Origin of the sequence: Paracoccus sp. MC1854, assembly GCF_014164635.1 — a bacterium.
GTDB lineage: Bacteria > Pseudomonadota > Alphaproteobacteria > Rhodobacterales > Rhodobacteraceae > Paracoccus.
This window is the reverse complement of sequence record NZ_JACJFU010000005.1, coordinates 116,175-128,974: the sequence shown is the minus strand read 5'-3', so window position 1 is coordinate 128,974 and position 12,800 is coordinate 116,175. Positions and strand designations below refer to the sequence as shown.

At 68.0% G+C, this 12,800-nt stretch carries 15 protein-coding genes; 1 reads left to right on the top strand and 14 read right to left on the bottom strand.

The window, feature by feature from the left end; translation table 11 throughout:
• Window positions 1-61 precede the first annotated feature (61 nt).
• The 7 genes from H5395_RS06325 to pyk form a co-directional block, all read right to left on the bottom strand.
• A complete protein-coding gene (locus tag H5395_RS06325) occupies window positions 62-502 on the bottom strand; it encodes a hypothetical protein (RefSeq protein ID WP_182791701.1) in 441 nt (146 codons plus the stop codon).
• Between the two features lie 171 nt (window positions 503-673).
• Window positions 674-1,756 (bottom strand): phenylalanine--tRNA ligase subunit alpha, encoded by a 1,083-nt coding sequence (pheS, locus tag H5395_RS06320; protein ID WP_182791700.1) that lies wholly within the window; start codon window positions 1,754-1,756, stop codon window positions 674-676.
• A 54-nt stretch (window positions 1,757-1,810) separates the two neighbouring features.
• Complete coding sequence (locus tag H5395_RS06315) at window positions 1,811-3,157, bottom strand: cytochrome P450 (protein WP_182791698.1); 1,347 nt, start codon at window positions 3,155-3,157, stop codon at window positions 1,811-1,813.
• 119 nt (window positions 3,158-3,276) lie between these two features.
• Window positions 3,277-3,660: a 50S ribosomal protein L20 gene (gene rplT, locus H5395_RS06310; RefSeq protein WP_182791696.1), complete on the bottom strand. Its 384-nt coding sequence runs from the start codon at window positions 3,658-3,660 to the stop codon at window positions 3,277-3,279.
• Between the two features lie 14 nt (window positions 3,661-3,674).
• Window positions 3,675-3,875, bottom strand: coding sequence for a 50S ribosomal protein L35 (gene rpmI / locus H5395_RS06305; protein WP_182791695.1), 201 nt, complete (start codon window positions 3,873-3,875; stop codon window positions 3,675-3,677).
• A gap of 118 nt (window positions 3,876-3,993) precedes the next feature.
• Window positions 3,994-4,218 (bottom strand): hypothetical protein, encoded by a 225-nt coding sequence (locus tag H5395_RS06300; protein WP_182791694.1) that lies wholly within the window; start codon window positions 4,216-4,218, stop codon window positions 3,994-3,996.
• Between the two features lie 33 nt (window positions 4,219-4,251).
• On the bottom strand, window positions 4,252-5,700 hold the full coding sequence (pyk, locus tag H5395_RS06295; RefSeq protein ID WP_182791692.1) for a pyruvate kinase: 1,449 nt from the start codon (window positions 5,698-5,700) through the stop codon (window positions 4,252-4,254).
• Window positions 5,701-5,806: 106 nt separating this feature from the next.
• Between pyk and H5395_RS06290 the strand changes: the two genes are divergently transcribed.
• Window positions 5,807-6,571, top strand: coding sequence for an N-formylglutamate amidohydrolase (locus H5395_RS06290; protein ID WP_220494861.1), 765 nt, complete (start codon window positions 5,807-5,809; stop codon window positions 6,569-6,571).
• A gap of 198 nt (window positions 6,572-6,769) precedes the next feature.
• Here H5395_RS06290 and H5395_RS06285 read toward each other — a convergent pair whose 3' ends face one another.
• From H5395_RS06285 to ruvC, 7 genes are all read right to left on the bottom strand, one after another.
• Window positions 6,770-8,965 carry a primosomal protein N' gene (locus H5395_RS06285; RefSeq protein ID WP_182791791.1) on the bottom strand — a complete coding sequence of 732 codons (2,196 nt, stop codon included), beginning with the start codon at window positions 8,963-8,965 and terminating at the stop codon, window positions 6,770-6,772.
• A gap of 121 nt (window positions 8,966-9,086) precedes the next feature.
• Complete coding sequence (locus H5395_RS06280) at window positions 9,087-9,242, bottom strand: hypothetical protein (protein WP_182791691.1); 156 nt, start codon at window positions 9,240-9,242, stop codon at window positions 9,087-9,089.
• Entirely contained in the window at window positions 9,239-9,655 is a 417-nt protein-coding gene (locus H5395_RS06275) for a PaaI family thioesterase (protein ID WP_182791689.1), read from the bottom strand. The genes H5395_RS06280 and H5395_RS06275 overlap by 4 nt, the downstream gene beginning before the upstream one ends.
• Window positions 9,648-10,673, bottom strand: coding sequence for a Holliday junction branch migration DNA helicase RuvB (gene ruvB / locus H5395_RS06270; RefSeq protein WP_182791688.1), 1,026 nt, complete (start codon window positions 10,671-10,673; stop codon window positions 9,648-9,650). Before ruvB ends, H5395_RS06275 begins: the two co-directional genes overlap by 8 nt.
• Window positions 10,670-11,545: a zinc metalloprotease HtpX gene (gene htpX / locus H5395_RS06265; protein ID WP_182791687.1), complete on the bottom strand. Its 876-nt coding sequence runs from the start codon at window positions 11,543-11,545 to the stop codon at window positions 10,670-10,672. Before htpX ends, ruvB begins: the two co-directional genes overlap by 4 nt.
• A 13-nt stretch (window positions 11,546-11,558) precedes the next feature.
• Entirely contained in the window at window positions 11,559-12,236 is a 678-nt protein-coding gene (gene ruvA, locus H5395_RS06260) for a Holliday junction branch migration protein RuvA (RefSeq protein WP_182791685.1), read from the bottom strand.
• Entirely contained in the window at window positions 12,233-12,727 is a 495-nt protein-coding gene (gene ruvC / locus H5395_RS06255) for a crossover junction endodeoxyribonuclease RuvC (protein WP_182791684.1), read from the bottom strand. The genes ruvA and ruvC overlap by 4 nt, the downstream gene beginning before the upstream one ends.
• Window positions 12,728-12,800 lie beyond the last annotated feature (73 nt).

Below are 12,800 nucleotides of genomic sequence, written 5' to 3'. Positions count from 1 at the left end.
GTGGTAACGAGCCAAGCCGGGCCTGTAAAGCAAGACCAACGAAACCATCCCTAAAGAATGCCTACCAGCCCAAGAGCTTAGATAAGAAACCAACGAGAAGAGGGGCAAGGATCAATACCGCAAAGCCCTTAAACCATTGCCAAAGCTTGGGTTTATGAACATGGAAGTCGCTCAAAAGCTTTTTGACTATAAATTGCTCTTTATGAGGCTTAACATTTATTAAAGAGCTATGCGACGTATCAGCGTTATCTATTGCCGAGGCCGGGTGGTAGGATAAACGCTTTGGCTCCCGAAGTTGCATACGTATGGAAGCATCCAAAGAAGATTCATATTCTCGCGCTGCAGCTTCCAAGCCATCTACTTCTGTGAGCTTGTCAAGCTCATTCTGGCCAAGGTCCGAAAGATGAAAGATACGCTTATCATCCTGCTTAATTACATCAAGCAGTCGCTCACTAACCAAGGCCTCTACAACAGAAGGCATATTACTAACGCTTAATGCCATACCAGAGGGCGTTAAGCCCGACTCTCTTGCCACCTGCCGTAGCCAAAAAAACTTTTCTGCAGGTGATGGATAAAAGAAAAAGAAGAAAAAGAAGGCGACCCCTCCCTAATTAGCGCATACGTCCCATTAAGCTAAACTAGCTTAGCTGATACACCCCACACATCAAGGGTATTATCGACTCAGCCCCCCACTCACCGATGGCACATCCCCCGCCGCAAACCCATAGTGCCGCAGCCAGCGCAAATCGCTCTCGAAGAACGCGCGCAGATCGGGGATGCCATATTTCAGCATGGCGATCCGGTCGATGCCCATGCCGAAGGCGAAGCCCTGCCACTCGGACGGGTCTATCCCGCCCGCCTCAAGCACCTTGGGATGGACCATGCCGCTGCCCAAGATTTCCAGCCAGCTTTCCCCCTGCCCGATCTTCAGTTGCCCGCCGGACCAGTCGCAGCGGATGTCCACCTCGGCCGAGGGCTCGGTGAAGGGGAAATGCGAAGCGCGGAAGCGCAGTTCGACCTCGTCGACCTCGAAGAAGGCGCGGCAGAATTCTTCCAGCGTCCATTTCAGGTTGGCCATCGAGATGCCCTTGCCGATCGCCAGCCCCTCGACCTGGTGGAACATGGGCGTGTGGGTCTGGTCCATGTCCATGCGATAGACGCGGCCGGGGCAGATGATGCGGATGGGGGCGCCCATCGCCTCCATCGCGCGGATCTGGACGGGCGAGGTATGGGTGCGCAGGACATGGGGCGGGCGGGTGTCGCCTGCGGCGCGGGCCATGAAGAAGGTGTCATGCTCCTGCCGGGCGGGGTGTTCGGGCGGGATGTTCAGGGCGTCGAAGTTGTACCAGTCGGATTCGACCTGCGGTCCCTCGGCCACGGCGAATCCCATGTCGGCGAAGATCGCGGTGACCTCCTCCATGACCTGGCTGACAGGATGGATGGTGCCAGCCGGGCGCGGGCGGCCGGGCAGCGTGACGTCCAGCCACTCGCCCGCGAGCCGCGCATCCAGCGCCGCGTCCTCCAGCGCCAGCTTGCGGGCGCGGAGGGCGGCGTCGATCTCGTCCTTGACGCGGTTGAGGGCGGCCCCGGTGGTCTGCCGCTCCTCGGGGGTCATGCGGCCCAGTTCGCGCATCTTCAGCGCGATCTCGCCCTTCTTGCCCAGCGCGGCAAGCCGGACCTCCTCCAGCGCCGTGACGCCTTCGGCCTCGGCAACGCGGCCAAGCCAGGTGGAACGCAAGCTGTCGGGGTCGGTCATCGGGGGGCCTCGCGGGAATTGCGGGGCGGGGTTAGCACGGGGGACGCGCGGTTTCTAGCGCGGCGTGGCGCGCAGCCAGACGCCGCCCTCGGGGCGCAGCGTCAGGATCATCCGGGGGCGCGGGTCGCGGCCGGGGACCAGCGCGAAGTTGAAGCGGGAGAGCAGGGTGGCAAGGATGATCGCGGCCTCCTGCAGCGCGAAGTTGGCGCCGATGCAGATGCGGGGGCCGCCGCCGAAGGGCAGGAAGGCGAAGCGGTCGCGCTCGATGCCGGGGGCAAAGCGCTCGGGATCGAAGGCGTCGGGGTTGTCCCACAACAGCTTGTGCCGGTGCAGGGCGTAGATCGGCAGCATGACGGTATCGCCGGGCTGGATCTGCCGGCCGCCCAGCGTGTCGGCACGGCGCGCGGTCCGCGACAGGAAGGCGGCGGGCGGGTAAAGCCGCAGCGTTTCCTGCACGACCTGCTGGACATACGGCAGGCGCGGCAGGTCGTCGGCAGTGATGCGGGGGCCTGCCGCCTGCGACTCGGCCGCGGCGCGGGCCTGCACGGCGGGATCGAAGGCGCAGAGGTAAAGCGCCCAGGACAGCGTCAGCGCCGTCGTCTCGTGCCCCGCGACGATGAAGGTCAGCAGGTTGTCGCGCAGTTCCGAAGGGTTCATGGACCGCCCGGTTTCCGGGTCCACGCCGGACCGCAGCAGATCCAGAAGGTCGGGCGGCACGCGGGGGCCTCGGCGGGCGCGCTCGGCGATGGCCTGGTCGGCGAGCTTCTTGGTCCGCTTCAGCGCGTTGCCCGAAATCATCCGCCCCGGACGCGGCACCCAAGGGGGTGCGCCCAGCACGTCCAGCACCGACACCCGCGCGGTCGAGGCGATGTAGCGGTCGATGGCATGGTGGACGGCGTCGCGGTCAAAGGCGTTGTCGCCGGAAAAGGTGACGTCGCTGATGACGTCGAAGGTCACGGCGATCATCTCGGCAAAGGCGTCGAAGGGTTGGGGGGCCGCGGCGATGCGGGCGGCGGATGCCTCGGCGGCGGCGGTCATCACCGGGGCCAGCGCCTCGACATGGCGGGCGGCAAAGGCGGGGGCGGCGGCGAGCCGCTGCCAGCGCCACTGCGCGCCTTCGGCGATGAACAGGCTGTCGCCGATGGCGGGTTCCAGGATCATCCGGGTGACGGTGGACTTGGGGTAATCCTCGGGCCGGTCCTTCAGCACGCGGCGCAGGGCGTCGGGGTCCATGACCATGTGCCAGCGGATGCCCAGCTTGCCCGACACCATCGGCTGGCGCAGGGCGAGTTCCGGGATCAGTTCCAGCACGTTGCGCCGGGCGGTCAGGGCCGAGCCGAGGATGCCCAGCGGGCGCGAGGCGAGGGGAACGCGGGGCGGCAGGCGGGTGGCGATGTCCATGCCGGATCAACCCCGCAGCGGGAGCGGCGGTTGCGGGCCGGGGCGGGACGTCACGCGGGCGTGAAACAAAGAAACCCGCGCCGGGGCACGGGTTTCTGCAGATCATCCTGTCCGAATGATCAGGCGGCGACGGGGGCCGGGGTGTCGGCGGCGGCTTTTGCCTGGGCCACGATGGCGTTGAACGCCTCGGGCTCGTGCACGGCCAGGTCGGCCAGGACCTTGCGGTCCACCTCGATCCCGGCCTTGGACAGGGCGGCGATGAAGCGGGAATAGGTCATCTCGGCATCCACCGCGCGGACGGCGGCGTTGATGCGCTGAATCCACAGCGCGCGGAAGTTGCGCTTGCGGACCTTGCGGTCGCGGGTTGCATACTGCAGCGCCTTGTCCACGGCCTGCGTGGCGGTGCGGAAGTTGCGCGAGCGGTTGCCGTAATAGCCCTTGGCAGCGTCAAGGACCTTCTTGTGGCGGGCGTGGGTGACCTTGCCGGATTTAACGCGGGACATGGTTCAGATCCTTTTCAGCGGTCGTAGGGCATGTATTTCTTGACGATCTTCGTGTCCGCGTCGGACAGGATCATGGTCCCCGTCGTTTCGCGGATGAACTTCGTCGAGCGCTTGATCATGCCGTGGCGCTTGCCCGCCGGGCCCGCCTTGACCTTGCCCGAAGCGGTCATCGAAAACCGCTTCTTCGCAGCGGCCTTGGTCTTCATCTTCGGCATTTTCTTCTCCTAAGTCAGAGTGAACGCGCGACTCGGCAATGCCATAGGGCCGGCCGCGCGGATGTCGAAGCGCGCCTGATAGCGGCGTCCGGCCCGGATGGCAAGGGAAAAGCCGGCCTTACAGCCGGATCTGGCCGCTCAGAAGCCTCTGCCAGGCCAGCCCCAGATCCTGCACGCGGAAGGGCGTCGGGTCCAGCCAGGCTCCCGCGAACAGGGCTGCCAGCCCGAAGACAAAGGCGATGGCGGCGCCGCGCGGCGGCTCGGTCCGCGCCAGTGCGGCGATCGCCAGGATGACCGACACCGCCATCAGCGCGGTGCCCAGCAGGATGAGGATGTCGGACATGCCTTGCAACTCGTGAGGGGCGCGACTGCGCCGTTATTCAGGGTCCGTGCTGGATAGCAACAGCTCGTCGCAGGATGCAACGCGAAGAATGTTGGTGGAGCCCGGCGTGTTGAAGGGAACGCCTGCGATCACGATAACTTTGCGGGTAGGGTCGGCGAAGTCGAATTCCTGCGCCGCCTTCACCGCATTGACCACCGCCTGCTTGAATCGTTCCAGGACCGGCGTGCCCACGCAATGCGCCCCCCAGACCAGCGCCATGCGCCGCAGCACGCAGGGTTCCGAGCTCATGGCGATGATGGGCACCTTGGGGCGTTCGCGGGCGACCAGCCGCACGGTGGTCGAGGACTGGGTATAGGCGCAGATCGCCGCGATGTCGGTGGTTTCGGCGATCTCGCGCGCGGCCACGGCCATCGAATCGGCGACGCTGGTGCGATTGTCGGTGCCGCGCGAGCCGTCGATGACCTGGCGGTAGATGGGATCGCCCTCGACCGACCGGGCGACGCTGTCCATGGTCTGCACCGCCTCGACCGGATAGCGGCCGGCGGCCGATTCGGCCGACAGCATGATGGCATCCGCGCCCTCGTAGATGGCGGTGGCGACGTCGCTGACCTCGGCCCGCGTCGGCATCGGGCTTTCGATCATCGATTCCAGCATCTGGGTCGCCACGATCACCGGCTTCGCCGCCTGCCGGCAGGCGCGGACCAGCCGCTTCTGGATCGGCGGCACCGAATGGACCGGCAGTTCCACCCCCAGATCGCCGCGCGCGACCATGATCCCGTCCGAGACCCTGAGGATGTCCGCAAAGCATTCCACCGCCGCGGGCTTCTCGATCTTGGACAGGATGGCGGCGCGGCCCTGCGCCAGTTCGCGCGCCTCGATCACGTCCTCGGGACGCTGGACAAAGGACAGGGCCAGCCAGTCCACGCCCAGCCCGCAGGCGAATTCCAGATCGGCTCGGTCCTTGTCCGACAGCGCCTTGAGCGGCAGCACCGCGTCGGGAACGTTGACCCCCTTGCGGTTCGAAATCGGCCCGCCCGCCGTCACCAGACAATCGGCGAAATCCGGGCCGCAATGCTGGACCCGCAGGCGGATCTTGCCGTCATTGACCAGCAGGCGCGAGCCGACCTTCAGCGCCGCGAAGATCTCGGGGTGGGGCAACTGGACGCGCTGGCCGTCCCCCGGCGCGGGGTCGAGGTCGAAGCGGAACGGCTGGCCTTCCTCAAGCTCATGGGCGCCCTCTGCGAAGACCCCCACCCGCAGCTTCGGGCCCTGCAGGTCGGCCAGCACGCCGATGGGGCGGCCAAGCTCGGCCTCGACGGCGCGGATGGCGTCATATCGGGCCTTCTGGTCGGAATGCTCGCCATGGCTCATGTTCAGGCGGAAGACGTCCGCGCCCGCCTCGAACAGCGCCCGGATCGTCGCCAGATCGCTCGACGAGGGGCCAAGGGTCGCCACGATCTTCACGTTGCGGTGTCGTCTCATCTGCCTGTTTCCCCTGCCTTCGGGCATGTTTGCGCTATCGTCTACTCGTCTCTTGCGGAACGGGCAACTGGCGCGGCCATGCAGCGGGACGTATACCGCCCCCATCATGAACGCACATGACAGTGATCCGATCGACGCCCCGCCCTTCACCATCGAGGGAGAAACCCGCCCCTCGCGCTGGCTTGTCACCTGCGACCATGCGACGAACCGCGTGCCGCACTGGGTGAACGGCGGCGACCTCGGCATCGCGGCGCAGGACATGGCGCGCCACATCTCCCATGACGTGGGCGCGGCGGGGCTTGCCTCGGCGCTGGCGCACAGGCTGGACGCGCCGATGGTGCGGTCGGATTTCTCGCGCCTCGTGATCGACCCGAACCGGGGAGAGGACGACCCGACGCTGCTGATGCGGCTTTACGACGGCACGGTGATCCCGGCGAACCGCAGCGCGGATGCGGCAGAACGGGAACGGCGGCTCGACCGCCTCTATCGCCCCTATCACCGGGAACTCGCCCGGCTGGCCGCGGCCCATCCGGCGCGGGCGATCTGCGCCGTCCACAGCTTCACCCCGCAACTCAAGGGCCGCCCGCCGCGCCCTTGGCTGGTCGGCATCCTTTATTCCCACCGCGATGAACGGCTCGGCCCCGCGATGGTCCGCGCCTGCCGCGCGCAGGGCTGGATCACCGGCGACAACGAGCCCTACAGCGGCCATCTTGAAGGTGATTCCATTGACACCCACGCGCTGGCACAGGGCCGCCCGAACCTGCTGGTCGAGGTCAGGAACGACCTGATCCGGGACGCAGGGGGGCAGGAGATGTGGGCCGCTCGCCTCGCTCCTGTGCTGGAGTCCGTGCTGGTTGAAAGCGGTGCCTGACGCGGGGCTCTGCCCCGATCGCCACGGCCATGGCCTTCCTCGCTGACAAAAGTCTACCGGGCTGCCGGCCGGTCGCTCGAAAGCCCCAGATATTCGGGCGAAGAAGAAGCCGGCAGGCATCTTCTTTCTGGTCTGAATACCCGCTCCCGCAGGACGGCCAAGGGAATCGTTGCTCGGCTGCTCGTTGCTTTCAAGACGTCAAAGGAAGCTCTGCGGGTCGATGTCCACCGCGAGGCGCAGGTTCGTCGGCGCTTTCGGTGCAACGGCGAGCCACGCCGCGATGGCCGATTGCAGCGGCGCCTGCCGGGGCGCGCGGACCAGCATCCGCACGCGATAGCGCGCCCGCACCCGCGCGATGGGTGCGGGCGCGGGGCCGAACAGCTCGGCTCCGATCTCGGAGAGGGGCGCAGCGCGGCGGGCGAGTTCCTGCGCGTATGCCTCGACCACCGGCTGGTCGGGGTGGGACAGGATGATGCCCGCAAGTCGAGAGAAGGGCGGCATGCGGGCGGCGTGGCGCGATTCGGCTTCGGCGTTCCAGAAGGCCTCGTCGTCACCCGACAGGATCGCGCGGATCACCGGATGCTCGGGCTGGTGCGTCTGCAGCAGCGCAAGGCCCGGCCGGTCGCCCGCTTGCCGTCCGGCTCGCCCGGCTACCTGCCGCATCAGCTGGAAGGACCGTTCCGCCGCCCGCAGGTCCGCCCCCTGCAGCCCGAGGTCCGCGTCGATCACACCGACCAGCGTCAACTGGGGAAAGTTGTGCCCCTTCGCCACGATCTGGGTGCCGATGATGATGTCGGCATCCCCCGCCGCGATGTTCGCGATCGTCTCCTTCAACACCCGGGCCGAGGTATAGAGGTCCGAGGACAGCACCACCGCGCGCTTGCCGGGGAAACGCTCGGCCACCTCTTCGCCCAGCCGCTCGACGCCGGGGCCGATGGCGGCGAGCTTGCCCTCGACGCCGCAGGCCGGGCAGGCCACCGGGATCGGCTTGGTCGCGCCGCACTGGTGGCAGATCAGCCGCCGCTGGAAGCGGTGCTCCACCATCCGCGCGTCGCAGTCGTCGCAGCCGATCTGGTGGCCGCAGGCCCGGCAGGTCGTCACCGGTGCATAGCCTCGGCGGTTGAGGAACAGCAGAGACTGTTCCCCCCGCTCCAGCCGCTCCTCGACCGCCCGGCCGAGGGTGGGGGAAATCCAGCGGCCCGAGGGCAGGTCCTCTTTCCGCAGGTCGATGGCGGCCATGTCGGGCAGTTCCGCCTCGCCATAGCGGGCGCGCAGGTCCACGCGGCGATACTTGCCGGTCGCCGCATTCACCCAGGTCTCGACCGAAGGGGTGGCCGAGGCCAGCACCACCTGCGCCCCCTCGATGCTGGCGCGCAGCACGGCCATGTCGCGGGCGTTGTAATGCACCGTCTCGTCCTGCTTGTAGGAGCCGTCATGTTCCTCATCGACCACGATCAGGCCGAGGTCGCGGAAGGGCAGGAACAGCGCGGACCTTGCGCCGACGACCACGCCCACCTCGCCCCGCCCCGCCATGTGCCACAACCGGCGGCGCTCGGTGCGGGTGATGCCCGAGTGCCACTCGCCGGGACGGGCACCGAAGCGGGCCTCGACACGGTCGATGAACTCGGCCGACAGCGCTATTTCCGGCAACAGGACCAGCGCCTGCCGGCCCATCCGCAGGGTCTCGGCCACGGCTTCCAGATAGACCTCGGTCTTGCCCGAGCCGGTGACCCCCCGCAGCAGGGTCGTCGCATAGCCGCCGCCGCGCAGGCCGGTTCGCAGAGCCTCGGCCGCCTCTGCCTGATCCGGCGCCAGCGGCTTTCCCGGCAGCGAAGGGTCGAGCCGCGGATAAGGCGCGTCCTTCGGCGCCTCGGTCTCGACCAGCGTTCCCGTGCCGACCAGCCCCTTGACGACCGAGGCGCCGACCCCTGCCAGTTGCGCCAGTTCCGAAGGGGCGAAGCCCGCGCCGCCATGCTCCTCGATCACCCGCAGGACGGCGGCCCGCGCCTCGGTCATGCGGTCGGGTGGCGGTCCCACGCGGTGGACGACGCGGCGGGCGGCTGGCGGCTGGTCCAGGTCGGGCGCGCGCAGCGTCATCCGCAGCATCACCGGCAGGGGCGTCAGGGTGTAGTCGGCGGCGCGCCCGATGAACTCCAGCATCCCCTCGCCGAATGGGGCGGCGTCCACCAGCCGCGCGACAGGCCGCAGCTTGGCCGCGTCGAAGTCGCCCATCCCCTTGCCCCAGACCACGCCCAGCACCCGGCGCGGTCCCAACGGCACGACGACCAGTTGTCCCAGCAGCACGCCCCCCTCGGGCGAGAGGTAGTCGAGCCGGCCCACCGGCTCGGTCGTCAGCACCCCGATGCGGGCGCGTTCAGGGAAATGCGTGGTCATGAACTCCTGCAGATGGCGGGGCGGATGCAACATTACCTAATCATGTCGCCGGACCCTGTCAGGGCCTCGACGCGGCAACCCGCAGGGTGGAGGCCGGCCCCACCTTCCCCGGCCCTCAGCGTCAGATGTCCGACAGGAAGAACCGCTGGAACACGAAGATGCAGGCGCCGATCCCCAGAACGGCCAGAAGCATGTGTCCGGTGCTGAAGGCCCAGATCGTCAGGGCGAAGACGATCGCGGTCACGGCGTAGCGCAGGAAAATGGGCCAGTCGCTCATGGCTCGACCGGGACCATCGTGCCCAGCAGCGTGGCGATGTGCTTGCGGCCGTTCGCGCCTTCCGCGAACACGTCGGACGCTACCGCGACAATACGGCGGCCCGGGCGGATCACCCGGCCCTCGGCCACGAGACGGTCGCCCACGGCAGGAGACAGAAGGTTGATCTTCATCTCGACCGTGACAACCTCGGCCCCTTCCGGCAGCACCGACAAAGCCGCGTAGCCTGCCGCCGAATCGCCGATGGCGAAGGCCAGCGCCGCATGGGCGAAGCCCTGCTGCTGCAGCACATGGTCCGCGATGGGGGCAGCGATCCGGGTCCGGCCCTCGGATGCCTCCTCAAGCTCCGCCCCCAAGGTCTGCATCATCGTCTGCCGCGCGAAGCTGCCGCGCAGCCGGTCTTCCACGTCACTCATCGAACAATCCTGCCTGCGCGGCCCTGGGCATGTCCAGCCCCAGATGCCGCCACCCCAAATGCCCGAGCATCCGGCCACGCGGCGTGCGCAGGATCAAGCCCTGTTGCAGCAGGTAGGGCTCGATCACTTCCTCGATGGCGTCGCGGCTTTCTGACAGCGCGGCGGACAGCGTTTCCACCCCGACCGGCCCGCCGCCGTAATGCTCGGCCATCAGCGTGAGATACCGCCGGTCGGCCGAGTCCAGCCCGAGGTCGTCCACCCCCAGCCGCGTCAGCGCCATGTCGGCCAGTTCGCGCGTCAGCCGCCCGTCTCCCTCGACCAGCGCAAAGTCCACGACCCGGCGCAGCAGCCGGCCCGCGATCCGGGGGGTGCCCCGCGCGCGGCGGGCGATTTCCCACGTGCCCTCCGGCTCGGCCTTGATGCCCATCAGTCGGGCGCCACGAGTGACGATCAGGTCCAGTTCCTCGACCGTATAGAACTGCAGCCGGGTCGGGATGCCGAAGCGATCACGCAGCGGGGTCGTCAACAAGCCCAGCCGCGTCGTCGCGCCGACCAGCGTGAAGGGCTGCAGTTCGATCCGCACGGTGCGCGCCGCAGGTCCCTCGCCGATCACGAGGTCCAGCTCGAAATCTTCCAGCGCCGGATACAGGACTTCCTCGACCGCCGGGTTCATCCGGTGGATCTCGTCGATGAACAGCACGTCGCGGGCTTCCAGGTTGGTCAGGATCGCCGCCAGATCGCCCGCCCGCGCCAGCACCGGCCCCGAGGTCATCTTGAAGTTCACGCCCAGTTCCCGCGCCATGATCTGCGCCAGCGTGGTTTTGCCGAGGCCCGGGGGGCCGTGGAACAGCGTGTGATCCATCGCCTGTCCCCGCATCCGGGCGCTGTCGATGAAGACGCGCAGGTTGGCGCGCGCCTCGGCCTGGCCGATGAACTCCTCAAGCTTCTGGGGGCGAAGGGCGCGGTCCTCGGCCTCGCCCTCCATCCGCTCGCCGCGCAGGGCAGGATCAGGGGTCATCCGCGCCGCACCGGGGGGACGGAACTGCGGGCGACGGGCGCGACCTGCATCCGCGCCAGCAGGTCAATCCGCTCCTGCGTCGAGGGATGGGTCGAGAACAGCTTGTCCATCCGCAATGCCCCCAGCGGGTTGATGATGAACATCGACGCCGAGGCCGGGTTGCGTTCCGCCGGGATGTTGACCGTCCGCCCCGCCGCATTGGCGATCTTCGCCAGTGCCGAGGCCAAAGCCATCGGGTTGCCGCAGATCTCCGCCCCCGAGCGGTCCGCCACATATTCCCGCGACCGCGAGACCGCCATCTGCACCAGCATCGCCGCCAAGGGCGCGAGGATCATGGCGAGGATGCCGCCCAGCGCCCCGCCGGGGCGGTCGCGGTTGCCGGTGAACAGCATCATGTTGCCCAGCATCGCGATCGCGCCCGCCATCGTCGCGGTCACCGTCATCGTCAGCGTGTCGCGGTGCCTGATATGGGCCAGTTCATGCGCAATCACGCCCGCGAGTTCGTCGCGCGTCAGGATTTGCAGCAGCCCCTGCGTCACCGCCACGGCCGAGTTCTCGGGGTTGCGCCCGGTGGCAAAGGCATTGGGCTGCTCGGTCGCCAGCACATAGACGGCGGGCATCGGCAGCCCGGCACGTTCCGCAAGCTGCCGGACCATCCGCACCAGATCGGGCGCTTCGGCTTCCGTCACCGGCATCGCGCCATGCTGGCGCAGCACCGCCTTGTCGCTGTTCCACCAGGCCCAGACGTTGCCGACCCCCGCAACGACCAGCGCAAGGATCGCGCCGCCGCTCCCTCCGATCAGCCAGCCCATCCCCATCAGCAGCGCCGTCATCGCCGCCATGAGAAGGAATGTGCGCGTGTTGCCCTGCATCGCTCGATCCCCCTTATTCCTTGGGCGCCAGAGACTTGAGCGCCGCGCGGATCAACGCGGCGGTGCCGGCGCCGGGTTCCCGCGCGGCGGCCTCGGCCACGGCACTCGCTGCCTCGGACGGACCATAGCCAAGGTTCGTCAGTGCCGACAGCGCATCGGCCGAGGCCGCCGCTGAACCGGCGTTCCACGCAGGCGCAGAGGTCGGCGCGGCAGCGGGCTCGATGCCCGGCTCGTCCGCATCCAGCACGGCACCCGCGTCCACCGTCAGCGCGCCGCCCATCGCGATGATGCCGGGCGCCTTGTCCTTCAGTTCCAGCACCACCCGCTGCGCGAGCTTCGGCCCCACCCCCGGCGCGCGGCGCACCGCCGCCCAGTCGCCCAGGGCAATGGCGCGGCCCAGCCCCTCCGGTCCCAGCGATCCGAGGATCGCCAGCGAGGCCTTCGCTCCAATGCCCTGAACCGAGGTCAGCAGCCGGTGCCATTCCTTTTCCAGCAGCGTCGGAAAGCCGAAAAGCTGCAGCAGGTCCTCGCGCACCAGAAGGTCGGTATATAAAGCCGCCGCCTGCCCGACCGGAGGCAGGCCCGCTGCCGTGCGCTCGCTGACATGGACGATATAGCCCACGCCGCGCACGTCGATCAGCACGTGGTCAGCGGCGCGGTGCAGGATCAGCCCGGCAATCCGCCCGATCATGCGACGACCTTGATGCGAAGGCTGCGGCTCTGCAGGTGGCGGGCGTGGCAGATGGCGATGGCCAGCGCATCCGCCGCATCCGGTCCCGCAAGCTCGACCCCCGGCAACTGGAAGCGGACCATGTGTTCCACCTGCTGCTTCTGCGCGTGGCCCACGCCGACGATCGCCTTCTTCACGGCGTTGGGCGCATATTCCCCGACCTCGATCCCCGCCTGCGCGGGCGCCAGCAGCGCCACCCCCCGCGCCTGCCCCAGCTTCAGGGTCCCGACCGCGTCCTTGTTGACGAAGGTCTGCTCCACCGCCGCCGCGTCGGGCGCATGCGCCGCGATCACCGCCACCAGCCCCCGGTGCAGGTCGCAGAGCCGCGCGGCCAACCCCTTGCTGTCCGACCGGATGATCCCGTTCGCCACATGCCGCAGGCGCGAGCCATCGGCGACGATGATCCCCCAGCCCATGTTGACCAGACCGGGGTCGATGCCCAGAACCTTCATGCCCGTCCCTTCGGCCTGCTTTCCCAAAGGGCTAGCACGAAGCGCGAACATCGCCTAGCCGATTTCGTCAGTT

What these genes read in the sequence shown, in the direction of transcription:
- H5395_RS06325 (WP_182791701.1), bottom strand. Translation starts at nt 502, where the DNA reads ATGGCATTAAGCGTTAGTAATATGCCTTCTGTTGTAGAGGCCTTGGTT.
- pheS (WP_182791700.1), bottom strand. Translation starts at nt 1,756, where the DNA reads ATGACCGACCCCGACAGCTTGCGTTCCACCTGGCTTGGCCGCGTTGCC.
- H5395_RS06315 (WP_182791698.1), bottom strand. Translation starts at nt 3,157, where the DNA reads ATGGACATCGCCACCCGCCTGCCGCCCCGCGTTCCCCTCGCCTCGCGC.
- rplT (WP_182791696.1), bottom strand. Translation starts at nt 3,660, where the DNA reads ATGTCCCGCGTTAAATCCGGCAAGGTCACCCACGCCCGCCACAAGAAG.
- rpmI (WP_182791695.1), bottom strand. Translation starts at nt 3,875, where the DNA reads ATGCCGAAGATGAAGACCAAGGCCGCTGCGAAGAAGCGGTTTTCGATG.
- H5395_RS06300 (WP_182791694.1), bottom strand. Translation starts at nt 4,218, where the DNA reads ATGTCCGACATCCTCATCCTGCTGGGCACCGCGCTGATGGCGGTGTCG.
- pyk (WP_182791692.1), bottom strand. Translation starts at nt 5,700, where the DNA reads ATGAGACGACACCGCAACGTGAAGATCGTGGCGACCCTTGGCCCCTCG.
- H5395_RS06290 (WP_220494861.1), top strand. Translation starts at nt 5,807, where the DNA reads ATGAACGCACATGACAGTGATCCGATCGACGCCCCGCCCTTCACCATC.
- H5395_RS06285 (WP_182791791.1), bottom strand. Translation starts at nt 8,965, where the DNA reads ATGACCACGCATTTCCCTGAACGCGCCCGCATCGGGGTGCTGACGACC.
- H5395_RS06280 (WP_182791691.1), bottom strand. Translation starts at nt 9,242, where the DNA reads ATGAGCGACTGGCCCATTTTCCTGCGCTACGCCGTGACCGCGATCGTC.
- H5395_RS06275 (WP_182791689.1), bottom strand. Translation starts at nt 9,655, where the DNA reads ATGAGTGACGTGGAAGACCGGCTGCGCGGCAGCTTCGCGCGGCAGACG.
- ruvB (WP_182791688.1), bottom strand. Translation starts at nt 10,673, where the DNA reads ATGACCCCTGATCCTGCCCTGCGCGGCGAGCGGATGGAGGGCGAGGCC.
- htpX (WP_182791687.1), bottom strand. Translation starts at nt 11,545, where the DNA reads ATGCAGGGCAACACGCGCACATTCCTTCTCATGGCGGCGATGACGGCG.
- ruvA (WP_182791685.1), bottom strand. Translation starts at nt 12,236, where the DNA reads ATGATCGGGCGGATTGCCGGGCTGATCCTGCACCGCGCCGCTGACCAC.
- ruvC (WP_182791684.1), bottom strand. Translation starts at nt 12,727, where the DNA reads ATGAAGGTTCTGGGCATCGACCCCGGTCTGGTCAACATGGGCTGGGGG.